At 31.6% G+C, this 23,463-nt stretch carries 25 protein-coding genes; 15 read left to right on the forward strand and 10 right to left on the reverse strand.

Going from position 1 to position 23,463, the window contains the following annotated elements; translation table 11 throughout:
• Positions 1-210 precede the first annotated feature (210 nt).
• On the forward strand, positions 211-1,110 hold the full coding sequence (locus ATE84_RS16095) for a M23 family metallopeptidase (RefSeq protein ID WP_158237268.1): 900 nt from the start codon (positions 211-213) through the stop codon (positions 1,108-1,110).
• Here the strand turns inward: ATE84_RS16095 and ATE84_RS16100 are convergent, their stop codons facing one another.
• A complete protein-coding gene (locus ATE84_RS16100) occupies positions 1,111-2,340 on the reverse strand; it encodes a response regulator (protein ID WP_101448938.1) in 1,230 nt (409 codons plus the stop codon). It lies immediately after the preceding gene.
• A gap of 418 nt (positions 2,341-2,758) precedes the next feature.
• Between ATE84_RS16100 and ATE84_RS16105 the strand changes: the two genes are divergently transcribed.
• The 3 genes from ATE84_RS16105 (at position 2,759) to ATE84_RS16115 (ending at position 4,913) form a co-directional block, all read left to right on the forward strand.
• Positions 2,759-3,403, forward strand: a complete 645-nt coding sequence (locus tag ATE84_RS16105) for a hypothetical protein (protein ID WP_101448939.1) — start codon at positions 2,759-2,761, stop codon at positions 3,401-3,403.
• Positions 3,404-3,800: 397 nt separating this feature from the next.
• Positions 3,801-4,289: an RNA polymerase sigma factor gene (locus tag ATE84_RS16110; RefSeq protein ID WP_101448940.1), complete on the forward strand. Its 489-nt coding sequence runs from the start codon at positions 3,801-3,803 to the stop codon at positions 4,287-4,289.
• Between the two features lie 6 nt (positions 4,290-4,295).
• Positions 4,296-4,913, forward strand: a complete 618-nt coding sequence (locus ATE84_RS16115) for a hypothetical protein (RefSeq protein ID WP_101448941.1) — start codon at positions 4,296-4,298, stop codon at positions 4,911-4,913.
• An 87-nt stretch (positions 4,914-5,000) separates the two neighbouring features.
• Here the strand turns inward: ATE84_RS16115 and ATE84_RS16120 are convergent, their stop codons facing one another.
• The gene (locus ATE84_RS16120; protein WP_101448942.1) at positions 5,001-6,173 is read right to left on the reverse strand and encodes a M12 family metallopeptidase; all 1,173 of its coding nucleotides are present in this window, start codon (positions 6,171-6,173) and stop codon (positions 5,001-5,003) included.
• Positions 6,174-6,440: 267 nt separating this feature from the next.
• Positions 6,441-6,869, reverse strand: a complete 429-nt coding sequence (locus ATE84_RS16125; RefSeq protein WP_101448943.1) for a hypothetical protein — start codon at positions 6,867-6,869, stop codon at positions 6,441-6,443.
• A 215-nt stretch (positions 6,870-7,084) separates the two neighbouring features.
• Here ATE84_RS16125 and ATE84_RS16130 point away from each other — a divergent pair, with 215 nt between their 5' ends.
• Entirely contained in the window at positions 7,085-7,495 is a 411-nt protein-coding gene (locus tag ATE84_RS16130) for a hypothetical protein (protein ID WP_101448944.1), read from the forward strand.
• 11 nt (positions 7,496-7,506) lie between these two features.
• Here ATE84_RS16130 and ATE84_RS16135 read toward each other — a convergent pair whose 3' ends face one another.
• The gene (locus ATE84_RS16135; RefSeq protein WP_101448945.1) at positions 7,507-7,830 is read right to left on the reverse strand and encodes a helix-turn-helix transcriptional regulator; all 324 of its coding nucleotides are present in this window, start codon (positions 7,828-7,830) and stop codon (positions 7,507-7,509) included.
• Positions 7,820-8,245, reverse strand: coding sequence for an SRPBCC domain-containing protein (locus tag ATE84_RS16140; protein WP_101448946.1), 426 nt, complete (start codon positions 8,243-8,245; stop codon positions 7,820-7,822). The genes ATE84_RS16135 and ATE84_RS16140 overlap by 11 nt, the downstream gene beginning before the upstream one ends.
• 166 nt (positions 8,246-8,411) lie before the next feature.
• On the opposite strand from ATE84_RS16140, the gene ATE84_RS16145 reads away from it, so the two are divergent.
• From ATE84_RS16145 to ATE84_RS16155, 3 genes are all read left to right on the forward strand, one after another.
• Positions 8,412-9,257 (forward strand): sterol desaturase family protein, encoded by an 846-nt coding sequence (locus ATE84_RS16145; RefSeq protein ID WP_101448947.1) that lies wholly within the window; start codon positions 8,412-8,414, stop codon positions 9,255-9,257.
• Between the two features lie 24 nt (positions 9,258-9,281).
• Positions 9,282-9,677: a cupin domain-containing protein gene (locus ATE84_RS16150; protein WP_101448948.1), complete on the forward strand. Its 396-nt coding sequence runs from the start codon at positions 9,282-9,284 to the stop codon at positions 9,675-9,677.
• Positions 9,678-9,776: 99 nt separating this feature from the next.
• Entirely contained in the window at positions 9,777-10,433 is a 657-nt protein-coding gene (locus ATE84_RS16155; protein ID WP_101451065.1) for a class I SAM-dependent methyltransferase, read from the forward strand.
• Positions 10,434-10,539: 106 nt separating this feature from the next.
• Here the strand turns inward: ATE84_RS16155 and ATE84_RS16160 are convergent, their stop codons facing one another.
• Positions 10,540-10,914 (reverse strand): DUF779 domain-containing protein, encoded by a 375-nt coding sequence (locus tag ATE84_RS16160; protein ID WP_101448949.1) that lies wholly within the window; start codon positions 10,912-10,914, stop codon positions 10,540-10,542.
• Between the two features lie 12 nt (positions 10,915-10,926).
• Positions 10,927-12,450: an aldehyde dehydrogenase family protein gene (locus tag ATE84_RS16165; RefSeq protein WP_101448950.1), complete on the reverse strand. Its 1,524-nt coding sequence runs from the start codon at positions 12,448-12,450 to the stop codon at positions 10,927-10,929.
• Positions 12,451-13,026: 576 nt separating this feature from the next.
• Here ATE84_RS16165 and ATE84_RS16170 point away from each other — a divergent pair.
• The gene (locus ATE84_RS16170) at positions 13,027-16,260 is read left to right on the forward strand and encodes a M14 family zinc carboxypeptidase (RefSeq protein WP_101448951.1); all 3,234 of its coding nucleotides are present in this window, start codon (positions 13,027-13,029) and stop codon (positions 16,258-16,260) included.
• A gap of 481 nt (positions 16,261-16,741) precedes the next feature.
• On the opposite strand, the gene ATE84_RS16175 is transcribed toward ATE84_RS16170, so the two are convergent.
• Positions 16,742-16,951: a hypothetical protein gene (locus ATE84_RS16175; RefSeq protein ID WP_101448952.1), complete on the reverse strand. Its 210-nt coding sequence runs from the start codon at positions 16,949-16,951 to the stop codon at positions 16,742-16,744.
• 115 nt (positions 16,952-17,066) lie between these two features.
• Here ATE84_RS16175 and ATE84_RS16180 point away from each other — a divergent pair, with 115 nt between their 5' ends.
• From ATE84_RS16180 to ATE84_RS16195, 4 genes are all read left to right on the forward strand, one after another.
• Positions 17,067-17,417: a hypothetical protein gene (locus ATE84_RS16180; RefSeq protein ID WP_101448953.1), complete on the forward strand. Its 351-nt coding sequence runs from the start codon at positions 17,067-17,069 to the stop codon at positions 17,415-17,417.
• A gap of 181 nt (positions 17,418-17,598) precedes the next feature.
• Positions 17,599-18,159: a TVP38/TMEM64 family protein gene (locus ATE84_RS16185; RefSeq protein WP_101448954.1), complete on the forward strand. Its 561-nt coding sequence runs from the start codon at positions 17,599-17,601 to the stop codon at positions 18,157-18,159.
• Between the two features lie 23 nt (positions 18,160-18,182).
• The gene (locus tag ATE84_RS16190; protein WP_158237269.1) at positions 18,183-18,722 is read left to right on the forward strand and encodes a class I SAM-dependent methyltransferase; all 540 of its coding nucleotides are present in this window, start codon (positions 18,183-18,185) and stop codon (positions 18,720-18,722) included.
• A gap of 181 nt (positions 18,723-18,903) precedes the next feature.
• A complete protein-coding gene (locus ATE84_RS16195; RefSeq protein ID WP_101448956.1) occupies positions 18,904-19,473 on the forward strand; it encodes a hypothetical protein in 570 nt (189 codons plus the stop codon).
• Positions 19,474-19,572: 99 nt separating this feature from the next.
• Here ATE84_RS16195 and ATE84_RS16200 read toward each other — a convergent pair whose 3' ends face one another.
• A complete protein-coding gene (locus ATE84_RS16200) occupies positions 19,573-19,899 on the reverse strand; it encodes a hypothetical protein (protein WP_101448957.1) in 327 nt (108 codons plus the stop codon).
• Positions 19,900-20,016: 117 nt separating this feature from the next.
• Positions 20,017-21,288: a hypothetical protein gene (locus tag ATE84_RS16205; protein ID WP_143273653.1), complete on the reverse strand. Its 1,272-nt coding sequence runs from the start codon at positions 21,286-21,288 to the stop codon at positions 20,017-20,019.
• Between the two features lie 121 nt (positions 21,289-21,409).
• Here ATE84_RS16205 and ATE84_RS16210 point away from each other — a divergent pair, with 121 nt between their 5' ends.
• Together ATE84_RS16210 and ATE84_RS16215 are read left to right on the forward strand one after the other, a co-directional pair.
• Entirely contained in the window at positions 21,410-22,516 is a 1,107-nt protein-coding gene (locus ATE84_RS16210; protein ID WP_101448959.1) for a hypothetical protein, read from the forward strand.
• Positions 22,517-22,904: 388 nt separating this feature from the next.
• Positions 22,905-23,441, forward strand: coding sequence for a Crp/Fnr family transcriptional regulator (locus tag ATE84_RS16215; RefSeq protein ID WP_101448960.1), 537 nt, complete (start codon positions 22,905-22,907; stop codon positions 23,439-23,441).
• The last annotated feature ends 22 nt before the right edge of the window (positions 23,442-23,463 follow it).

Here is a 23,463-nt window from a genome sequence, read left to right on the forward strand (position 1 = left end):
AATTATAAAGCAACTACCGAAAGAGAACAGTATATAATAAGGTAATAAAATATTAATTTATTGTAATAACGTATTATTTTTACAGTTATATTGTAGAACATAAATCCTATACCCAGGTCTACTTTAATTACTAAAAAAGTATAACGATAATTGATGTTTTTAATTAAAAAGAGACTTGTATTTTGTTTCCTGATATTTTCACCATTCCTTATGGTAGTAGCACAGGAAACTTTGGAGCAAACAGAAAATATTCCCGTAGATCATAAAAAAATAGTCGTACAAGGTGAGATCATCTGTTTACCAATTTACCCTAAAAAGAATAATAACTATCCTTCTGATAAAAATATTTCACAGGAAAATTTAGAAACGTATACTACAAAATGGGACAATCAGCAGTTTAACCCATATTGGAATGAAAATCTTACATTTCCTTTTCAGTTAGCATTTCAAGATGAAGATTTTTCACCTCCCGTTGATCGTAAAATGGTGATTACCTCTCGTTATGGATGGAGGAGAAGGAGACCGCATCAAGGTATAGATATTGATCTTCAGGTTGGAGATAGTGTGAAATCAATATTGGAAGGTAAAATTCGATATGTTGGATATCATGGTGGACATGGAAATACAGTAGTCGTAAGACACCATAATGGATTAGAGACAGTATATGCCCATCTATCAAAATCATTGGTAAAAGAGAATGAAGAGGTAAAAAAAGGACAAACAATAGGTACAGGTGGGGTTACAGGAAATGCTAGAGGTAGCCATCTACATTTAGAAGTACGATATCATGGTAAAAGTATTAATCCAGAGTATTTATTCGAGTTTGCCAGTGATACAAAAATTCGATCAAATACTCTTTTTGTAACTAAGAAATGGATGACACCCAGATATCATAAATCTACTCGTATGAGTAAAATAGTTATTCATAAAACAATGGAAGATATTGCACGAATTAAAGAAGAGCAAAAAAAGATTTATACTGTACGTAGAGGGGATACTCTACATAGAATAGCGAATAAATATGGGCTGGCAGTTTCTGAAATTTGTAAAACTAATTCGTTAAAATATAACTCTGTACTAAAAATTGGACAACAAATAATCATAAACTGATTAGCGTGTAGGTATCGGATTGTTTATATGTTTATGAATCATATCTAATAAATGATTTTTGTTGTAAGGTTTTAATATATAATCGTTTAATCCTGCCTGTACGATCTGCCTATTTAGCTGGGTAACATCTACAGCTGTTATAGCAATGACTGGTGTTTTTGTATTAAACTCACGTATTCTCTTTGTAGTACCTATTCCATTTAATTTTGGCATATTGATATCCATAAGAATTATATCATACTCATTCTCTCTAACCAATTCTATGGCATCAAATCCATTATCTATAGTTGTACAATCAAAGTTTTCTTTTGATAATATTTTGTCTGCAATCAAGAGATTTAATTTATTGTCATCTACAATTAGCACCTTATGTTTTGAAGCTATAGAGTTATTAAAAGAAGTATTATCACGGTTTATCTCCTCTTTATTGATTTCTTGTTGTGATTTAAAATCAATGACTAATGCGTACTCTGATCCTACATGAGAATCATTTTGAATAATAATTTCGGCATCAATTGCTGAAGCAAGTCTATTTATAATTTTTGAATTAATTCCTGTGCCAAGGTATGTTTTTTTTGCATTTCCAACATTAATGAACTCTTGGTAGATAGATTTTTTGTCTTCTTTTGAAAGTTCATCTCCATCATGATTAATTTTGAAAGAAATAGTAGATATACCTTCGTTTTTCTTAATTAAAATTACAGAGAAATACACGTTTCCATTTTTAGTGAAACGTAAAGCATTACTTACCAGATTCATAAGTATTTGAGAAAGAATGGCAGGATCACCATAAATCATTTGATCAATTTCAGAATCAAATTCAAAGTGTAATACATTATCACTATTCTCTGTAGCATAACTAAATGAATGTATAAGATTTTGAGTAACTTCTTTTATATCAAATAGTATGTTTTGCACGGTAATCTCTTCAGAATCCAAAAAATTAACGTGTAGTACATTATTTATAAGTGTAAAAAGATAATCCCCAGAAAACTTTAATGATTTCAGGTTTTTATCATTTTTAAGGTCAGGGTATTCTTCTTCCAGGAGATTAGCCAATCCCATTATTCCATATAAAGGTGTTCTCAATTCCTGACTAAGAATAGAAATATGATCCTGTTGCAACCGAAACTGCTTTTCCGTTACTTTGTTTAAAGATTTCAATTCTTTATCCTTTTCATCAAGCTTTTTGATAACTTTTCTGTATTGTACATACAAAAAAAGGAGCATGGCCAGAAGTATTCCCCGATAACATAATTGATCATACCTATTTTTAACAACAAAATAATAAATATAAGGTTTATCTTACAAGTTTGTTGGGGTATTTTTTTACATATTTCTAATAATTTATGGTTTACCGTAAAATTATTAGGGTTAGAAGACTAAATTTAATCGTTTATTTGTCAAAACATATAGTATTTCATAGTTTGTTATTCTTCAAAATAAGCATAAAAACACCTCAGATATGAACAATTGGTTATTAGCAAACAGAACCAATATTATTAACACTTGTAATTATTAAAGGTTTGCAACGTCTTTATTAGTAGTTAGTGATTGATAAAAAACAAGATTTTATATTCAATTAACAGTCTTAAAGCCCTATATTATTTATCTTTACTTAAAATTAATAATGAGCAGCATAAAATATATGAAAGCTAATTTTTTGATAGTTTTTTTGTTATGTATGGGAATGGTAATGCATGCTCAAATAGAAAACTCTACTTCTTTACGAATTGACGCTAAAAGTGACCTTAGCACAAATAAGTATAGCCTTTCTAAGGGGGTAAATCCAAATTTGAATAATGATTCGTCTTTATATAAAACTCCAAAAGCATTAATGGAATATGGTCGTAATAAGTCAACTTTTGATATGACTGGTAATGATGGTTTTTTTAAACCCAAAGTTGATCCTGTTCCAAAATGGTTTAAAAAAGATAATGAAATCAAAGAAGAGTATAAGAGTAATCAGTACCTGGGTGATTTTAAGAGTAATGGAGAATTTGTAAGGTTGATGTACAGAGATCATCAGTACGTAGATGGAGATGTGGTAAGAATCTATCTTAATGATGCTGTTATTGTTTCAAAAATATTTCTTTCAGGAGATTTTAAAGGAATCTCAGTTGATCTTATTAAGGGGTTTAATAAGATAGATATACAAGCATTAAATCAAGGAGAATCCGGCCCTAATACTGCAGAGTTTCAACTTTATGATGACAAAGGTAATCTACTCGCAAGTAGTGAATGGAATCTCACCACCGGGGTTAAAGCTACATTGATCGTGGTAAAAGATTAAAATATAACTATTTTAAGAACTTATTCATTTCATTCACGATAGCTTATTTTTCAGAACATTCTAATAGCATAATTAATATTTCATAACTCGTTGTGCATTTGAGATTTTTTAATTCGAAATTCGTCAATTCGAGTGCTCGACCAAAGGAAGAAGTGTATCGAGCCCTTCGACACGCTCAGGATGACGAGAATTTTGAATTAAAAAAGCTATTCTCGATAGTTCTGCTGAGCTTGCCGAAGTACAATTTTTCTTCATTCTATTTCGAAAAACCACTCGAATTGACGCTTTTTTATACTATTAATTTCTAAATGCACAGTGGGTATTTTACAAAATATTTATAGCATATTCTGTGATTTTTTTGATGTACCCTATACTAATAAGGAAAAAGTAGGTTTATATGAGTAAAGAATACGAGTTTACTCGGATTATTAAGGAGAATGAAGGAGTTATTTTTAAGATAACAACTATTTACACTAATAATTACGAGGATCAGAAAGACCTCTACCAAGAAATTGTTTACCAGCTATGGAAATCATATGATAGTTTCAAAGGAAACTCTAAAATTAGTACTTGGATGTATCGTGTAGGTCTTAATACAGCTATTACCAGGTTGAAAAAGGAAAAACGAAGGGGAAATCAAATAGAAATATATGATGTGATAATGCGGCAAACCGAACAATATGATACAGAATTTGAAGAACGATTGAAAAAATTATACGCTCATATACATGACCTTAATGAATTGGATAAAGGATTGATTTTACTGCTCCTGGAAGGTAAGAAATATGAAGAAATAGCTGTGATAACCGGTTTGTCTCCAACTAATGTTGGAACCAGAATTTCTAGAGTTAAACAAAAATTGAAAACAAAAATTGAAAAAAAATAAGAGAAGATGGAATTGGAGGAAATGCAAACAGTTTGGTCTCAGATGAGTGACCAGATAGATAAACAAAAGAAGTTAACTGATAAAATGATTATTATGATGACACAAGATCAATACAGGAAAAAATTAAATAAAATAGCATATCCAGAGATGATAGGAGCAATCATATGTTATAGTGTAGTAATATTGATATTAGTCAATCTTAATAAACTAGATAACTGGTATACCTTATTATCAGGAATAATATCAACAGTCATACTACTAGTTTTACCGATTCTATCGTTAAAATCAATTTATCAAATGAGAAAAATAAATATTGCTAGAAATAATTATAAGGAAACATTACTTGAATATAGTAAAGGTAAAAAACGCTTTCAGGTTGCTACCAAAATGGGAGTTTACTTAGGGTTTGTTTTGATGTTTGTTATTATGCCTGTTACATCAAAAATTATTAATAATAAAGACTTATTTTCTGAAACTAAATCTCTTTGGCCGTTTGCAATCGCTATACCGGTTGCAATCATATTTTTTATTGTTTTTGTGCGATGGGTTGGTAAGTGTTATAATAACAACATAAATTCTGCGGAGACATTATTTAAGGAACTTGAAGATGTTGATGTATCATGAAAAAATTCATACTGTGATGTATTATTACTATAAAAAGGGCTGTCGTTAGACAACCCTTTTTCTTTTTTAGCTTAAGACAAAAAATGTTTATGAGCCACAACGTCCACTATTGCTCCATCTTCCATTGGTACCTAAAGTATATAAAAATCCATTATAGACTACTTTAGCGCCAGCTGCATAATTGTTGTTTCTACCATATTCACTAACTCCATCGCAAATATCTGCACTAGGAGTTGTTTCTTTACATTCTGCGATTCGGTTCCATCTTGCAAAATCTCTTTCGTATAAGAATCCACGGTATGTTACTTTATCTCCTACAGAATAGCTTTGACCGCTTACCCATTCTGCAACACCTTTACATGGGTTTGTTCCAACAGGAGGATTACCTCCATCAGATGGATATGCTTTGTTAGTTCCTTCAATATCAAGAGCTGAAATAGCAGCCTGTCTTCTTGGTAAAACATTTCCGTTAAGATCTGTTATGGTTGGTTGCCCATTTTTACTAAAAGTATAACTTCCATACATCATAGTAGATTTGATATCAAAATCTCTGGTAACCAAAGTTGCAGAATTACTTTTGTAAAACTGGTCCTTTGCTCCATTCTGAATATTATCAAAATTGATGATGATATGATTATCTCTATCAGAACGGTTTTGCTCATGGATATATCCTAGAGTATGTCCGATTTCATGAATAATCACAACAGCTGTTGTACGAGTACCTAAACGAATAAATCCTCTTGATCCATTCATTCCCAGAGTTGCAACACCACAATTACAGCTATCTCCATTACTACTAATGGTTACATAGTTTGATTCATTGGTGCGTTCTTTAAAACGAACATTAGTCTTGCTGGTCCATTCATCCATCGATTTTTGAAGTTCACTTCTTACAGATTGACTCAATCCATTGATTTGATAAACCACAGTATTATTTGTCCATTTACGAACACCTCCACCGAGTCCTAATTTTGCATTTATTCCAGCATCTGGCTCTAGTTTATTAGAGATAGGAATTTCTGTATCAGTTAACTGATCTTCAAATAACCTAGCATCAGTTCCTTGAAGACTATAAGTTCCATCATCTTCCTTTTTTACAAGAACACGATCTCCTAAGAAATACTTTTCGATAAATTGATCTTGTCCTTCATTAGAGTCTGGAATTTGTTCAAAATCTTCATTTTTTTGACAAGAAGCAAAAGATAAAGCAACTGCCAAAACTCCAATTTTAAATCGGTTTAATACGGTTTGTGTTTTCATTAAATTTAATTTTGAGTTTAATTTTGAGTTTATGATTTTAATCTAATTTGTGCACATTGTTTAAACTCTTTACACCTCAAATTAGTCTTTAAGATGGAGTTAAAAAAACAGTTAAACTTTCTTAAAACTAGTGATCCTATTCAAAAATTTGACGAAATCAATATGATATGATTTGACTTTGGAAACAAAATAAATCATAAAAAAAACCTGAATCAATAATTGAATTGAGATTCAGGTTTTAATATATAAAACAGTGAATATTTTTTATTACGAGATCAATCCTTTTGCCTTAGAATTTCTTGAAAACCAAACTAAAAAGATTGCAACGATAATGACTATGATTGGCATTATAACCCGGTTACCAGACAATTGTACAAAATTCTGTAAGAAAAAATTATAAGTAGCTTGTGCAAGAACGGCAATGAGCGAAAGAAGTAGAAGAGGAGAGGCCCATTTTTTTCTTAGGAGTAACGCAATACAACCTATAGCTCCTGCAAATACCGCAATAGCAAAAGCAGCAGTTACCCAAGCCGGTGTGTTATTATAGAAGTTTTGTTCTCCTTCAGGCAAGGTTGCCAAAACTTCATCCGTCATAAAAGCTTGACCAATGTAAGCCATTACACCCATGATATTCCATAAAAGTGCTAAGACACTAATAATCCAGAACCATACTGGTATTTTTATTGTTGTTTTCATAACCTGTTGATATTAAGTTGTTTTGTTGTAACAATGTAACCAGAAACTCTCTGAAATACAAATAGAGGGTTTCATGAGGTTGTTTTTAAGAATAAAATAGATAAAAGAACACCTATTCATCTAAGCATCAAAATATCGATAAGAATTAGTACATTTAATATAAGTTTACTTGGATTGTCAAATTCTATCTTTACTCTAAAACCTGATTATTACATATGTCAAGACCTATAAAAAAAGACAAAATTATTAAGCAATATGATCTAGAGATGGGTAAGGTCTTTTTTTATGAGAATTACCTGATAATTGAAGTAGCAGAAGGGGTTTGTTTTGATTATGAAAAAGCAGAGGTATTATCCTTGTTAACAAATTTACACTTTGGTGACCGCTCTTTCGGTTATGTCTCTCATAGAGTAAACTCATATTCACTAGAGGCCATAGATTATATGAAAATACAAGATGTATTTCCTAATATGAAGGCTTTTGCTGCTGTTACATATAATGAACTTCAAAAAACAAGCATCAGAATAGAAAACATGTTTCATCAAGATGGTATAGTATCTTTTGATAATATTGAAGAAGCAATTAAATGGGTTACAGAAAAATTAGAAAACGATTCAAGTAAGTAGCTTTAAAAAAATTAAGACAGATTATCTAAATAATCATTTAAATCATCTAAAGCTCCATCCCAGAATTGCTCATAAAACTTTAACCATTGATTTACTTCTTTTAATGGATTAGCATTAGCATAGCAAAAACGTTCTCTCCCTTTGGTATCAATATGGATCAAACCAGCTCCTTCTAGAGTTTTTAGATGTTTAGTAATGCCTTGACGACTAATATCAAATTGACTTGATATTTGTGTAATAGGAAGGGCAGTAGTTGCAACCACCAAAGCGTGAAAAATTTCACGCCTTGTGGGATCTGCAACAGCTTTTAATATTGTGGTGATTCTATCCTGCATGAACCATTTGTTTTAGGTAATCCGTTAATCCCGAAATACAATTATCCCATCCACCATCAAAATTGTTAAACATTTCAATAGCAGTTTCTCCTTTGTAACCAGAAATACCAGAATGCTCTAAGTATAATTTAGTTCCTCCTTCAGTTTCTTCTAATACCCATTTAACAGTAGTTTCTATTGGTGCTTCTGTTACAATCCACGAATATACTAAAGTATACGGATTTGCTTGTTTTACTTTACCTTTAATAGGAGAGCAATTTTCACCAGAAGAGTTAAATATATACTGATACCCTTTTTCAGCTTTAAAATCAGCTTCCAAAAACCAAGTTGAAATCTCCTTAGCATCAGTTATCGCGTTCCATACTTTATCAATAGGGTGATTAAGTATCTTTTCTTTGATTATTACATCTTTCATATTTATTATGTTTTTAATATTAATACGCAACTATATGGTTGCAAATATAAGTATATATTTTTAATACGCAACTTTAAGGTTGCTTAAAGAGATAAACAAGTAGTATAATACTCACATTTATAGAAAAACAATTGGCTAATTATTAAAAATAGAATATTTTGTGTTTATGGAAAGTATAATTGATTATTTTGAAACGATACCATCATCTCATCGTAGTCTAATTTTGGTAGGAGGGATTACCTTTTTCTGGCTTATAGAGTATGCGATACCCTTGTTTAAATTTGAGTATAAAAAGTTTATGCATGCATGGCCAAATATTTTTTTTACACTAACCACTATAGTAGTAAATTTTGTATTAGCATTTATATTACTTAAAACCAGTGATTGGACAGTAGAGAATCAATTTGGAATATTGCAATGGCTAGCATTACCACAATGGGCTACTATAATACTTGGTATTGCTTTACTGGATCTTATAGGAGCATGGTTAGCACATTATGTTCAGCATATCATAAAACCATTATGGATGTTTCATCTCATTCACCATACCGATAATCATGTAGATACCACAACAGCCAATAGACATCATCCTGGAGAGAGTGTTATACGATTTTTGTTTACTACTCTGGCTGTATTTATTGTGGGAGCACCCGTAGGTATAATTATGTTGTATCAATCTTTATCTGTAGTATTATCCCAATTTAATCATGCCAATATATCTTTACCAAAAAAAGTAGATGATATAATAAGTTGGATTATAGTTTCTCCGGATATGCATAAAGTACACCATCATTATGTATTGCCATATACCGATACCAACTATGGTAATATTTTTTCTATTTGGGACAGAATTTTTGGAACTTTTGCCAAGATACAAAATGAAGATTTGATATATGGAGTGGATACATATCCAGATGTGGATTCGAATGCAAATGTGGGTAAATTATTGAAACTTCCTTTTTCGAAATATCGTGCACCAACAGGAGCAAAATTTGAATCCGAAAAACCGTAGTTTAATTCACTAAAACAGAAACTCATGAAAATTACATCTTTTATTTGTTGTATCATCATTTCTACAGGGCTTTGGGCACAAACTAAAAGTGCTATTCTGGACTTTGAACCTGATCAGAACTATGATAATATATTAGTCAAGAAAGTGTATACTGATGCACATACTTCGACTTTTATGATATGGATAAAAAAGAATGTAAAACCTCATAAACATATAAAACATACCGAGCAAGTACTAGTGTTAGAGGGTAAAGCCAGTGTGCAATTAAATGATAAAGAAATTATAGTACAAAAAGGAGACTGGGTTACTATACCTGAACAAACTATACATGCGGTAAAAGTCTTATCAAAAATACCACTGAAAGTAATTTCTGTTCAAACTCCAGAATTTAAGGGAGAAGACCGAGTGTTTGTAGAGTAATATTAATTACGGTTAAAACACAAACTTTTCATAAAATAAACCTACTGTATTTAATTAAAAAGTAATTTGAAAACTGAAGTAGTCGTAAAAATGTTTGATATGAGACAACGAATACAGTTTTTGGTTTTATCAGTTTTGATTTTGATAGTAGATATTGGTTATGCCCAATATAAGAAAACGGATTGGGAAGAAAGAGATACCTGGATGAATGTACCCAAAATCTTTAAACTTGCAGAAATAAATCAAGGTAATGAAGTTGCAGATGTAGGATGTCATGAAGGCTATCTTACGATGCATCTGGCTCAAAAAGTAGGAGAATTAGGTAAAGTATATGCTGTAGATGTAAGAGAAGATAGACTTGAAAAATTAGATAAATATATTGATGATCGTAAACTTAAAAATATAGAAACCATAGTTGGGGATTATGATAACCCCAAATTACCAAATGATACATTAGATGTAGTTGTTGTAATGGATACATATCATGAGATGGATGACTACATGAAAATTCTGGGGCATATAAAAAAATCTCTTAAACCGGGAGGAAGGATTGTTATTATTGAAAAATTCAAAGAACATATGCTCAATACATCAAGAGCAGAGCAAACAGAAAAGCATACATTATCTCTAAACTATGTGAAGCAAGAACTACAAAAAGCAGGATTTTCGATATCTAAAGAAATTAAGGATTTTGGAAAATGGAAAAATGAATCTGATAAAACCATATGGATTTTGGTAGGAATTCATAATAACTAATTTTCTTAGTAAACATAATTAATTCCTTATACCCGTTTCTAGTTTTTCTTTTATAGTTTTGATATAATACATCTCAAATAATAGACGTAAACTTCTGTTCTACCGTCTATACTTCACCAACATAAATAGGACTTAGTTGTTCTATTTCTTGTTCGGTATATATCCGTGATTTGATTACAAAACGAATTCCCATAGGGATTTCAAGAGAAAAACTAGATCCTCTACCTGGCACAATATCTATGGTTAATTGTGTATGTTTCCAATATTCAAATTGATCTCTAGACATATAAAAGTTACAACCATAAATATTACCCAACCAGATGTCGGTTTCATTAATTATTAATTCTCCTTTTTGAAAACACATTGGGGAGGAGCCATCGCAGCACCCTCCGCTTTGATGAAACATCAACTCCCCATGTTTTGCAGTAAGGGTATCGATTACAGTTTTTGCTGCATCGGTAATCCTAATACGTGGTATCATTTTGTTTATTTTTTAGAAGAAACCCATTGCTTTTTTATCGTATGATATAAGCATATTTTTGGTCTGTCGATAGTGATTAAGCATCATTTTATGTGTTTCTCTACCGATACCAGATTTTTTATATCCTCCAAAGGGAGCATGCGCGGGGTAAGTATGATAGCAATTTACCCAAACACGACCTGCTTGTACAGCTCTTGAAACCTGATAAGCCTGATGTGTATCACGCGTCCATACTCCGGCGCCTAATCCATAAAGTGTATCGTTAGCAATTTCAATAGCTTCTGCCTGATCTTTAAATGTGGTTACACAAGCTACAGGTCCAAATATTTCTTCTTGAAATACACGCATTTTGTTATTTCCTTTTAGAAGTGTTGGTTGTATGTAGTAACCATTCTCTAGACCCTCGATATAGGCAGATTCTCCTCCTGTTAGTACTTCACACCCTTCTTCTTTGCCAATAGAAAGATAGTTTAGGATTTTTTCATATTGATCATTAGAAGCTTGTGCGCCCATCATAGTTTCAGGATCTAGAGGATGTCCTAATTTAATAGCTTCTGTACGCTCGATAACACGTTCTATAAATTGGTCATAGATATTTTCCTGGATCAAAATTCTTGAAGGACAGGTACATACTTCTCCTTGATTAAGAGCGAACATTACTGCTCCTTCCAGAGATTTATCAAAAAATTCATCATCCGCTTCCATTATACTTTCAAAAAAGATATTTGGGGATTTTCCTCCAAGTTCTAAGGTTACCGGAGTTATATTTTTTGATGCGTATTGCATGATGAGCTGCCCTGTAGTAGTTTCTCCGGTAAAAGCTACTTTATTAATACGTGGGCTTGATGCTAATGGTTTACCTGCTTCAACTCCAAAACCATTCACTACATTAAGAACACCTGCAGGAAGTATACCTTCTATAAGTTCCATTAAAATCATGATTCCTACGGGGGTTTGTTCTGCTGGTTTTAAAACCACACAGTTTCCTGCAGCCAGCGCTGGAGCAATTTTCCATGTAGCCATTAATAATGGGAAATTCCAAGGGATGATTTGCCCTACCACCCCAAGAGGTTCTGGTACATTTATAGATACCGTATTTGCGTCGAGTTCACTAACCGACCCTTCTTCTGCCCGAATTACACCAGCAAAGTATCTAAAATGATCAATAGCCAGTGGGAGATCTGCGGCAAGAGTTTCACGTAATGCTTTTCCGTTATCCCAGGTTTCTGCCCGAGCTAATACTTCCAGGTTCTCTTCTAATACTGTTGCAATTTTCAATAAACAATTACTGCGATATGTAGCAGAAGAATTGTTCCACTCTGGTGCTGCTTTCCATGCAGCGTCAATAGCAAGTTCTATATCCTCATTTGTAGAACGAGCTACTTTGGTAAAACTAACCCCATCAACCGGAGAAATGTTTTCAAAATATAAGCCCTTTACTGGCGAGGTCCATTTTCCTCCAATATAATTATCATATTGGTCCTTAAAACTAGGTCTTTCCATTTTACTTTTTGGGGATGCTTGTGAGATACTCATAATTTTAGATTTAAAGGTTTTTAAGTAATAAAATGTGTGTTTTATTGTCTACATATATAATGTATTGACAAGAAGAGATCTATCCTTAAATATACGGTATTTTGAGCATATTTTTTAATGAACATTGTTAATATTATTGTGAGGTTTTAAGGAGTGTAATACTTGTGTATTTATAATGATGGAAGTATTTATAGCTATTGTTAATGATTTTTGGAAACACTACCTGGCATGACAGCTAAATCATAAAAAAACTAAGAAATTTTATCGCATATTTAATGAAAAAACATATAAGTATTTAATGTCTTTTTTTAAGGAAAACTACTAAAAAAAAAGAAGATTATAAAGCTGAAAATTCCACAACAAACTGAATAGTTATATAGTGTATTTATAGTAACTGTTTTGCGTTGTTTTTCATAATGTTTTCTATAAGAAAAGATTAGGAGAAACGCTTTCTAAAACAAAGAGAAAGTGTTTCTATCTAATTATCAATGAATTTAGTACCTTTAGTTTTGATATTTATTACACAATATCATTAAAACCTAAATATTAACTCAATTTAAACTACTCTTAAAACCAATGAAAAAAAACATCATGTTAATGCTGTTGGTGTCATGCACCATGAGCATTTCTCTTTTTGCGCAAAAAAGTAATAAAGAGCTCGCTAATGAATACCTGAACTTAAAAGGAGAAGTAATTTTCAGCTTCACAATTAACAACAAATCAGAATTAAGTACTATTACCAAAGAATTGGCTATTGTTCATTTTGATGAAAATACTAATAGTGTAAAAGCAATGGCTAATAAAAATCAGTTTTCATCTTTTTTACAAAAAAAAGTTGCTTTTACAGTCACTTCAGAAGACAATATCATAGGATATAGAACTATGACTTCTGATTTAGCTATAAAAGCTGCTACGTTTCCACTTACTGCATATCCAACATATGCTGATTATGTAACAATGATGAATGATTTTGCTACTAGTAACCCGTCCTTATGTAAGGTAGAAAATATCGGAGCTACGGTTGAAGGAGATAAATCTCTATTGTTTGTAAAACTATCAGATAATGTAAACCAGAATGAGCAAGAACCCAGAGTAATGTATACTTCCACTATGCATGGTGATGAAGTAGCAGGCTATCCTATGATGCTTAATCTTATTGATTATTTGCTTGGAGCTTATAACAATACAAGTCATCCAAAACATGCTGAGATTAAAAATCTTTTGGATAATAATGAGGTTTGGATTAATCCACTGGCAAACCCCGATGGTACATATCGTAATAGTGCTAATAACACATCTATTGCTAATGCTACCCGAGGAAATGCTAATAATGTAGATTTAAACAGAAATTATCCCGATCCTGATGATGGGGCTCACCCTGATGGAAATACTTATCAGACAGAGACCGTCGCTTTTATGAATTTTGCTGATACTAAACATTTTGTATTGTCTGCTAATTTTCATGGAGGAATAGAATTAATCAATTACCCATGGGATACCTACGCAGGAGCACACCCTGATGAGGACTATTTTGTATACGTATCTAAAGAATATAGAGATCATTGTCAAGCCAATAGTCCATCTGGATATTTTACCGGACAAAATAATGGTATTACAAATGGGTATGCCTGGTATGAGGTACAAGGAGGCAGACAAGATTATCAGATATATAATCAAAAAGGAAGAGAAGTAACGGTTGAATTGTCAAACAATAAAACACCTGCTGCTAATCAATTAGTAAATTTTTGGAACTATAATAGAGAAGCTCTTTTGGCATTTTTGAAACAAATAAATTATGGTATCCGCGGAGTAGTAACTGATGCAGCAACCAACCAACCGATACAAGCAAAAGTAACAGTTGTAGGTCGTGAGAGCTATGATTCCTGGATACCAACAGAATTACCAGAAGGAGACTATTACAGACCTATAAAAGCAGGAACTTACAATATTTTGTATGAAGCAGAATGTTATGAATCACTTACTTTAACAGGAGTAACAGTGGCAGACTATGCTGCAGTGGTTAAAAACGTTCAATTAACGCCTATAGGCGGAGTAGCACCAACAGGGTTAGCAGCATCAAATATACAACCAACTACAGCAACATTAAGTTGGAGTGCAAACTCTGGTGCTACATATGATGTACGATATCGTGCTACAGGAATTTCAAATTGGACTACTTTATCTTCCAATACAAATACGATTAATATAACCGGGTTAACCGCTACAACTCAATATGAGGCTCAGGTAAGAAGCAATTGTACAGGAGGAGCAAGTTCTCCTTATGGTACCTTGATAAATTTCACAACTACGGATACTCAAGCTTGTACAGGGATAAATAGTTTTCCATATACAGAAAGCTTTGAGACTGGATTAGGCCTTTGGACTAATGCTACCGGTGATGATATTAATTGGACACGAGATTCTGGAGGAACTTCTTCGTCCTCTACGGGACCTTCGTCGGCTCAAGATGGTACTTTTTACTTATATACCGAGGCATCTACAAATGTTACACCGCCAGGAAGTCCAAATAAAAAAGCACTCCTTAATAGCCCCTGTATTGATTTGGCGACTCTTTCAGGTATTTCGTTAGAATTTGGATATCATATGTATGGTTCCAATATGGGAACCATGGAAGTCTTAGTGAGTACAGATGATGGAGCTAATTATACATCATTATGGACAAAGAGTGGAGATCTGGGAAATAACTGGAACCAAGCTACAATTGATCTTACTACATATGCAGGGTCAGTAATAAAATTACAATTTAAAGGTACTACAGGAACGAGTTTTAGAAGTGATATGGCAATAGATAATGTTAGCATAAAATCTTCTGCTCCCGATACAGAAGCTCCTTCTGTACCGACTGGACTAACAACATCGTCGGTTACTTCGACCACTATTGGGTTATCCTGGAATGCCTCGACAGATAATATTGGAGTGTCGGGATATGAAATATATCAGGGAGCTACTTTAGTTACTACAGAAACAAGTACTAGTTATACTGTTACTGGGTTGACTCCTAATACTAGTTATACTTTTTCTGTAAAAGCTAAAGATGCAGCAGGGAATACTTCTTCATCTAGTAATACAGCTAGTGCAACTACATCGGATACTTCAATCACATATTGTGCTTCTAAAGGGAATAATGTGAGTTATGAATATATCGATTATGTAGGATTAGGTGGTATTACAAATACGACAGCTGCAGATGGAGGGTATGGAGATTTTACCAATTTAATTGCAAATATCGGAACGGGAGCAAATACAATTGTAATAAGTGCTGGATTTGCAAATGCTTCATACAAAGAATATTGGAGTATTTGGATTGATTATAATCAAAATGGGACTTTTGATGCTGCTGAGCAGATTGTGTCAAATTTATCTAATAGTAGCGATAATCAATCTTTTAATTTTGATGTTCCTACTACAGCTGTAGCAGGTAATACAAGGATGCGTGTGTCTATGAAATACAGTACAGCATCTGGGCCGTGTGATACTTTTACTCATGGAGAAGTAGAGGATTATACAGTGAATATTAGTACAACTCTACTTTCTAAAGGAAATAAACCTTCTTTGGTAAATAATCTGGTATTGTATCCAAACCCGATAAAAGATGGAGTGTTATTTATAAAAAATATAAATCAAAAAAATGTATCTTTTAGAATCGTCAATTATATGGGGCAAATGGTAATGCAAGATCAATTATCGGAAGATAAAATCAATGTAGCCCATTTATCTAATGGAATGTACTTTTTAGAAGTCAATACAGGTAACAAAACGATTACCAAAAAGTTTATTATAACTAAGTAATTTTTATATACATGATATAAGCTTCCAGAAGATTTATCTTTTGGAAGCTTTTTTGATTAAACCTGTTCGATTTTTAGATTGAAATGCTGACCGTACTTATATTCTTTTTAATCCTAGGTTTCTAATACACTTGAGACAACAAGAGTTTTTGAAGAGGTTGATATAAAGCAAAAGTAAAGAAGTGTGTACTATGAGCTCTTTGGTCACTAATGAAGACGAACAGTTTATAAAAAATACAGTAGGAAAATCTATTTCATCAAAAACAAAATGTTTAGTTTTTAATAGTGTATAGAGCAAAAAAATCACCAATGGCTTTGGATACAAGATATGTGAAAATTGATATTCTTGTGGTGGCTATGATTTGCTTCACTTTACTATTGACATCATTTTTGATAGTGCATTAATTAGAGAAAAACCAATTAGAGAAAGAAAAATACCGTCTTTAAAAATAAAAATTATTAAAAGAGAAATAAGTTAGTAATTATTTCTCTTTATAATCAATGATATCTCTTATTTCTACCCCCATATAATCAGCTATTTTCTTTAGCCGTTCAAAATCTTTTACCAAATCTTTTCGCTTAACTACATAATCTCCTGCCTGTGGGCTAACTCCTAAGGCCTTAGATATTCCGTATACCGTTTTAGCTCCTCTACTTTTTTTAAGGAGCCTTTTTAATTTCTTATTAATCATAAGAACAAATATACATATAACATTTGATTAGTCAAATAAATTTTTATTAAAAAAATATTTGATTATTAAAAAAATGTTTGTATATTCGTAGCATACAAATTCAAATCATCTAATTATGAAACTTTTATTTGCAATAGCTTTATTTTGCGTATCTATAGGAAATGCAACTACTTATAAAACAGGTGTTAACACTGAAGAAAAGGGGAAAAAAGAAAATAAGAAAGAGGTTGAAGAGAAGAAATCACAGAATAAAAATGTTCATTCTCTGAAGAAATGGAAAATGACGATTGAATATGTTAATGGAAATACTATAACAAAGACAATTGTTGTAAGTAAGAACTCTCGATTGAGTGCTTTAGAAACAGCTTTTGAAGAAGCAGAGAAGCACCTAAAAAATATAGAGAATATAAAAGAATATAATATATCTCCTGTAACAAGTTCTTATGTACTATTAGCAGGTGATTAAGAATTAATCAGTAACCCCTGAACTTACCTATTTTTATAAAAAAGAAGCCACATGATGTGGCTTCTTTTTTATGATTCAAACAGAGCGTCTATGTAATAAAGATATGAGATGTTTTTTTATGAAGAAGAGGTTTAATGTGTAACTATTTTTGAACATATTCGTCATATTTTAAACGATCAAAATGTCATCAAAGCTTAAATATATAATAAAGTACATCTGGATAGGTCTTGTTGCTATATGTTTGTTGATATATTTTATTTATCCAGACCTGTTTGCAAAAGAAAAAATTGCTTCTTTTGTAAGACAGTTTCATAAATATGCTTGGATGGCTTATTTTTTAATGCATATTGTAAGAGGTTTCCTTTTATTGCCCAGTACACCACTAATTTTTGCTGGCGTATTATTGTTTCCTAATAATTTGGTTTGGTTGCTTATTATTTCTTTAATAGGGATTCTTGCCTCATCATTATTGATTTATTTTTTTTCAAATACACTTGGTTTTTCTAAAATATTTGAAAGAGATAATACTAAATTTAATCTTATAGAGAATAGATTATTGAGTAAAAATGGTTACTTGTATATTATTCTCTGGTCTTTTATACCAATAGTACCTACAGATTTAATTTGTTACTTATCTGGTGCTATTAAAATCAAAATTTCTGTATTTATTATTTCTATTTTGTTGGGAGAATTAGTTTTATGTTCAATTTATATCTTTGGAAGTGCATTCATCATCAATTAAAAAACAATCATAATCAAAAAATCATGTCAAACTTTTTCACGATTACTGCTTTAAAAAACCTAAAACAAACAGGAAGCTTATTTCGAAGTTCTAGAACATTGGCAAATAAACTTGTTGAACCTTTGGATGGAAATAAAGATCTGGTAGTGATTGAGTTAGGTGCTGGTGATGGAATTATTACGAAACAAATTTTAAGTAAAATAGGAATGAATTCTTATTTACATTCTTTTGAAATAAACCTTTCATTTGTACCCATACTAAATACTATAAATGATAAGCGTTTAACCATACATAATACATGTGTATCAAATTTAGCTACTATTTTTTCTGAAAACAAAGTGGATTTTGTAGTGTCTTGCTTGCCTTTAGCGAATATTGAGCATACTTTTAAAAAGCAACTAATTGAAGATGTAAAATTTATACTCAAGGATAATGGAAGTCTGATTCAGTATCAATATTCTAAAAAAGACTTAGAGTTTTTAAAAAATAACTTTACAGATACAAGTACAACGCTTTGTATTAAAAATATTCCACCAGCATTTATTTATAATTGCAAAAACTAAATACTATTAATTTTTTATGGTAATGTGTAGTCCACTCTAATTTTATTTCAAAGAAAAATCAATACACATCTTCAGACTCTACGATATATTTCTATTATTTTTTGGTAGCCTATGTGGATGAAAAGAATGTTGGTAATATCAAAAGAATGTATACCTTTCAAAATTATAATATATTGAATCTATGAATAAGATACATTTCTTTATTTTTTTATTAGGTTGTTTTACAACATCTTTTTCTCAGGATACAAATGAGGCTCAGCATTTTTGGAGTTCATTGCAGAATTTATGTGGAAAATCATTCGAAGGGAGCCTAGAGTTACCCAAAGATGATGAACAATTTGGTGGCAAACGATTAGTGATGCATGTACGCTATTGTAGTGATGCCAAAATAAAAATTCCATTTTTTGTTGGTGATGATAAATCCAGAACCTGGGTGTTAACGTATAAAGATAATCGCATTATTTTAAAACACGATCATAGACATAAAGATGGCTCTGAGGATAAAATTACTCAATACGGAGGAGCGACAACAAATGTAGGACAAAAAGGGATACAAATATTTCCGGCAGATGAAGAAACAAAAAAAATGATCCCTGCTGCCTCTACCAATGTTTGGTGGATTACAGTTGATGACACAACTTTTACCTATAATTTAAGACGTTTGGGTACTCCACGTGTTTTTAAAGTTGTAATGGATATCACAAAACCGGTAGAAAATCCTGATGCTCCTTGGGGTTGGGTAAAGGATTAATACATCCTCAATTATAGTATTGTATTTATGTTGGATAATATATCAATAGATTAAAATACACTTCTAGAGAGGTAAAGCGTATTTAATTTTATCTGATAATTAACTCATTTCACCTTCACCAACAGGTTCATTAGCAGTAGAAATCCTAGAATTATTGAATCCATTATCATTATTGAAATAAACATAGATTGGACTTTCATTTCTTAGCATGTCTATTAAATGTTGTAATTGATCATGATGATAATAAAAACTATAATATGATCCAGAAACGGTTGCTGCTGGAAGTACAGCATTAGGGTCTTCTCTAAACCAAACCGAGCAGGTTTCTCCACCAACTCCATTTAAAATTAGATTGGTTTTCCCTAAGCTTCGGGATGACCAATTGTAATATGAATATGTTTTTACTTGAAAAGATGATTGTGCCATAACTTTATAGATTTATTATGACCAAATATACAATGGAAGGTTTTGAGATAAAAGGGTTAAAAGGCTGATTTTTAATAGTTAAAACCCTGTGTTTTTAAGGATATTGATAAACAACATCTATTTTGTTGCGCTAAAATCATGATTTATTATATTTTTTTCATCGAGACCTTCAGTAATATTTAGATAACTAACTTCTCCTGCACCCAAAAATCGATAACGAATACCTACAAATTTCCCTATGGATTTATTGTATTGTCTCGAGTAAATTTCCTTATCGCCAATAAAAACAACTACTTTTTTTTCTTTGATATTGATATCGATAGCTCTGAAATCAGAAAAATCAACTCCAAAAGCAGAAAGATCATGTTCTTTACCTCTTAAGTACACATCATTAAGCATTACATTGATATCCGAAACACATCCTGGAATAGAGAAGGGTACTATTAAAGCCCCATTGGTACCTAATATAACAATTCTGAGTTTTTGACAAACTGCCCATTTCTCTCTATATACGTTACGAACGGAGGTTTTGATTCTGATATTATCTCCAGATACATCGCCAAAATCTTTTACCAAATGAAAAGTAGAAGTAACAGGTTCTGTAGTTGACTTAATTTCATTGAATATAGTATTTGAAAAAGACAGCCTATCTCGAAGTAAATCTGTATTTGGGACGTATTTAGGAATAGGTTTATAATCTATCGTGCTCATCCAATTATTAGACGTAATGAACAAATCATGTTCCTTTATGACTTGCCCGTCAACCAAAAGTTTGGCACCAAAATATCCGGGAAAATAATAAATACCAGTAGCTTTCTTTTGTCCTGGTCTTATTTTAATAGTTTTTGTAACATCCCAGAACTGTTGAATATATATGCTATCTGATTTAATAGTATTCAAATTAAAATCAAAAACTACAGAATTTGGCAAGCCTTGGGTTATAGGTCTACTTGTGAAAGTAATTTTTGAAAGATCGATATCGTCTGCCTTATCTTTTCTAGTTCCGATCATAGAATAAAATGAGATGAATACTATAGTCATAATAGCAGCAGAAATCACAATAACACCAATATTTTGAGCTACTTTTTTTTCTATCCAGGAAGGTTTTTTGGTGTCATTTTTATTCTTATAATCTCTCCAATTTGCATATCCGGCAAATTGTGATAATGTATTTAATGTGCTAATACTTGGTGCACTTTTATAATTTACCTTACCCCAAACACGTTTTAAGGTCGTTGGACTTAAAAGAATACCGGTGTTTTGCTGAATACTTTCGCTTAATTCAATGAATACATCATTATGCCATTGATCAGAGTTTCCCCACTTAAGTTTCTCCTCGATTTCAAGCAAACACTTTTTTACTAATTTATGTTCTGGATATGTGTTCATAATATCAAACAAAAGTCATCAAAAATTACGACTTGAACAACATTGAACCAACTTGCACCAACTTGTTTACTCATTGTATATCATATATCAGAACTTTGGATAACATCAAAATAAAAAACTCATGATTAGATATATTGTATTCTTTTTAATAAGTATTTCTTTTATACAAATTGGGAATTCTCAAAAAATCATTCCTTTAGATACCTTACATTGGGAAATAAATGCGAAATCATATGCTTTAAAAAATTATAAAGGAAAAGATGCCATTTATATTCAACGTGGCTTAGCATTTTTAAAAGATACCAAATTTCTAAATGGTACCATTGAGTTTGATGTATATCTAACCAATCAACAGGGGTTTCCTGGTGTTCGTTTTAGAGCTTCTGATAGAAATAATATGGAATCCTTTTACCTACGAGCACATCTTTCTGGTAAACCCGATGCAAATCAAGTTGCACCTGTTATTAATGGTATAACACCGTGGCAACTTTATTTTGGCCCTAGATATTCTTTTGTATATGATTATAATTATGATGATTGGACTCATGTGAAAATAGTAGTAAATGGTCGTAGAGCACAGATATATCTGGACTATTCTAAAACTCCAAACCTATCATGGGATCTGGTTCACGAACCTAGAGAAGGTGAGGTCGCAATAGGAGGAGGGGGAGCTGCGGCAATGCATTATGCTAATTTCAAAATTGATAAAAGTAAAAATGAAATAGTAGATTTTAAACCTATAAAAAGAAAACCTATTGAAGGATTGATTTCTGAATGGGAGGTATCTGATATGTTTGAAGAAAAATCAGTACATGATCCAATGAAACTAAAAGAAGTAATTCAATCTAGGAAATGGGGACAAAAAATCAAAGTAGAAGAAGGTACAGCTGCAAATATTGCAAGAGAAGTGGTTATGGTTGATGGAACTCCTGGAAATACTGTTTTTGCAAAAATCAAGATTATATCAAAGAAAGATCAAATAAAACTTTTTGAATTTGGATACAGCGATAGAGTGGTAGCTATTTTAAACGGGAAACCTATTTATAAAGGGACAAACAGATGGCGCTCGAGAGATTATCGATATTTAGGTACTATAGGGTTATTTGATGCGATATACCTAAATCTAAAAAAAGGAGAAAACACACTTTTATTAGCCGTTTCTGAAGATTTTGGAGGCTGGTTGGTAACAGGGAAATTCCCTGATCAAAATGGTATTGAAATAAAATAAACAATCATTAACGAACAGTATAATTGTTGATCTTTGATAGAGATGGAGTAACCGGATAATAATTAAAATTTAGCTAAGTAAGTCATTAATATTTAGCCTATATATTTTCCCCACAGGAATTCTGTGATCTTTAATTGTTATTCGGTTACCTTCAATTTCCTTTTTCCATATATGATGAGAAGTTTTTGGTTTTTATTTATTAGATAATCAGTGTTTTGATTTTGTTGTAACTTCAATAAAAAATGAAAATAGTTGAAGTAATTAGGTATTGTTTTTATATTAGCCACTATCTATTGAAGTGTAATTTTGTAATGTAGTAGATATGCATTATTTAACTACTGTATAAATTATCATATATAGTTACCTTTCATATATATTAGGAAGTAAAATGAAAGCCATTCAAGAGCTAAAAAATAATCTGAAGCAAAAAGGGATTCTTGCAAAAAGCAGAGTTTTAGACAAGGATGAATATTTAGATACTTTTAGTGGTATCAATACAAACCTATATTTTATAACAAAAGGTAGTTTACGAGTATTTTTTACTAATGATAATGAAGAGCATATCCTATATTTTGGTTATAAAGGATCATTAATAACTACAATAGACTCATTTTTTTCTACTAAAGTTTCACAATTGAAAATTCAAGCTTTAAAGAAAACAGAAGTTAATTTCATTTCTAAAAATGAGTTTATGGAATTTATAACCAGTAATCCAGAAAATTTAGATTTATGGCAGGCCATTCAGGGAGAACTTATTCATTTGCAAGCTGAAAGAGAAATAGATCTTTTGATTTCCTCTCCAGTTAAACGATACCAAAGGGTTTTAAAAAGAAGGCCTCAGTTATTTCAGGAAATCCCACATAAATATATAGCCTCATACTTACGGATGGCTCCTGAAACCTTATCAAGAATTAAGAAATCTTGACTTCAATCAATTTCTATCCTCT

Origin of the sequence: Aquimarina sp. MAR_2010_214, from assembly GCF_002846555.1 — a bacterium.
Taxonomy (GTDB): Bacteria; Bacteroidota; Bacteroidia; order Flavobacteriales; family Flavobacteriaceae; genus Aquimarina.

What these genes read in the sequence shown, in the direction of transcription:
- ATE84_RS16095 (WP_158237268.1), top strand. Translation starts at nt 211, where the DNA reads ATGGTAGTAGCACAGGAAACTTTGGAGCAAACAGAAAATATTCCCGTA.
- ATE84_RS16100 (WP_101448938.1), bottom strand. Translation starts at nt 2,340, where the DNA reads ATGCTCCTTTTTTTGTATGTACAATACAGAAAAGTTATCAAAAAGCTT.
- ATE84_RS16105 (WP_101448939.1), top strand. Translation starts at nt 2,759, where the DNA reads ATGAAAGCTAATTTTTTGATAGTTTTTTTGTTATGTATGGGAATGGTA.
- ATE84_RS16110 (WP_101448940.1), top strand. Translation starts at nt 3,801, where the DNA reads ATGAGTAAAGAATACGAGTTTACTCGGATTATTAAGGAGAATGAAGGA.
- ATE84_RS16115 (WP_101448941.1), top strand. Translation starts at nt 4,296, where the DNA reads ATGGAATTGGAGGAAATGCAAACAGTTTGGTCTCAGATGAGTGACCAG.
- ATE84_RS16120 (WP_101448942.1), bottom strand. Translation starts at nt 6,173, where the DNA reads ATGAAAACACAAACCGTATTAAACCGATTTAAAATTGGAGTTTTGGCA.
- ATE84_RS16125 (WP_101448943.1), bottom strand. Translation starts at nt 6,869, where the DNA reads ATGAAAACAACAATAAAAATACCAGTATGGTTCTGGATTATTAGTGTC.
- ATE84_RS16130 (WP_101448944.1), top strand. Translation starts at nt 7,085, where the DNA reads ATGTCAAGACCTATAAAAAAAGACAAAATTATTAAGCAATATGATCTA.
- ATE84_RS16135 (WP_101448945.1), bottom strand. Translation starts at nt 7,830, where the DNA reads ATGCAGGATAGAATCACCACAATATTAAAAGCTGTTGCAGATCCCACA.
- ATE84_RS16140 (WP_101448946.1), bottom strand. Translation starts at nt 8,245, where the DNA reads ATGAAAGATGTAATAATCAAAGAAAAGATACTTAATCACCCTATTGAT.
- ATE84_RS16145 (WP_101448947.1), top strand. Translation starts at nt 8,412, where the DNA reads ATGGAAAGTATAATTGATTATTTTGAAACGATACCATCATCTCATCGT.
- ATE84_RS16150 (WP_101448948.1), top strand. Translation starts at nt 9,282, where the DNA reads ATGAAAATTACATCTTTTATTTGTTGTATCATCATTTCTACAGGGCTT.
- ATE84_RS16155 (WP_101451065.1), top strand. Translation starts at nt 9,777, where the DNA reads ATGAGACAACGAATACAGTTTTTGGTTTTATCAGTTTTGATTTTGATA.
- ATE84_RS16160 (WP_101448949.1), bottom strand. Translation starts at nt 10,914, where the DNA reads ATGATACCACGTATTAGGATTACCGATGCAGCAAAAACTGTAATCGAT.
- ATE84_RS16165 (WP_101448950.1), bottom strand. Translation starts at nt 12,450, where the DNA reads ATGAGTATCTCACAAGCATCCCCAAAAAGTAAAATGGAAAGACCTAGT.
- ATE84_RS16170 (WP_101448951.1), top strand. Translation starts at nt 13,027, where the DNA reads ATGAAAAAAAACATCATGTTAATGCTGTTGGTGTCATGCACCATGAGC.
- ATE84_RS16175 (WP_101448952.1), bottom strand. Translation starts at nt 16,951, where the DNA reads ATGATTAATAAGAAATTAAAAAGGCTCCTTAAAAAAAGTAGAGGAGCT.
- ATE84_RS16180 (WP_101448953.1), top strand. Translation starts at nt 17,067, where the DNA reads ATGAAACTTTTATTTGCAATAGCTTTATTTTGCGTATCTATAGGAAAT.
- ATE84_RS16185 (WP_101448954.1), top strand. Translation starts at nt 17,599, where the DNA reads ATGTCATCAAAGCTTAAATATATAATAAAGTACATCTGGATAGGTCTT.
- ATE84_RS16190 (WP_158237269.1), top strand. Translation starts at nt 18,183, where the DNA reads ATGTCAAACTTTTTCACGATTACTGCTTTAAAAAACCTAAAACAAACA.
- ATE84_RS16195 (WP_101448956.1), top strand. Translation starts at nt 18,904, where the DNA reads ATGAATAAGATACATTTCTTTATTTTTTTATTAGGTTGTTTTACAACA.
- ATE84_RS16200 (WP_101448957.1), bottom strand. Translation starts at nt 19,899, where the DNA reads ATGGCACAATCATCTTTTCAAGTAAAAACATATTCATATTACAATTGG.
- ATE84_RS16205 (WP_143273653.1), bottom strand. Translation starts at nt 21,288, where the DNA reads ATGAACACATATCCAGAACATAAATTAGTAAAAAAGTGTTTGCTTGAA.
- ATE84_RS16210 (WP_101448959.1), top strand. Translation starts at nt 21,410, where the DNA reads ATGATTAGATATATTGTATTCTTTTTAATAAGTATTTCTTTTATACAA.
- ATE84_RS16215 (WP_101448960.1), top strand. Translation starts at nt 22,905, where the DNA reads ATGAAAGCCATTCAAGAGCTAAAAAATAATCTGAAGCAAAAAGGGATT.